We start from the raw sequence: 282 nt of genomic DNA on the forward strand, positions 1-282 counted from the left end.
GCGACAATTTTTTCGAAGCAGGTGGCCATTCGCTGCTGGCGACGCAGTTGGTGTCGCGAATTCGTGATGTGTTCGACGTCACCCTGCCGTTGCGCAGCATCTTCACGACACCGACGATCGAGCAACTGGCCGCGGCGTTGCCTGTCGATCAGTCTGGTGGCGACAGGATTGATCGAGCCGAACGGCACGCCGCAGGTCAACCGATGAGCTTCTCGCAACGCCGGATGTGGTTTCTCGACCAGCTGGATCCCGGCAGCACGACCTACAACATGTCGTCCGCGC

Annotated in this window: 1 protein-coding gene; it reads left to right on the top strand. The window is 60.6% G+C overall.

Going from position 1 to position 282, the window contains the following annotated elements; all coding sequences use genetic code 11:
• A partial coding sequence (locus tag DID98_RS35630) for a phosphopantetheine-binding protein (protein ID WP_148093572.1) occupies positions 1-282 on the top strand: 282 nt, incomplete at both ends.

Origin of the sequence: Burkholderia sp. Bp8984, assembly GCF_003853755.1 — a bacterium.
Taxonomy (GTDB): domain Bacteria; phylum Pseudomonadota; class Gammaproteobacteria; order Burkholderiales; family Burkholderiaceae; genus Burkholderia.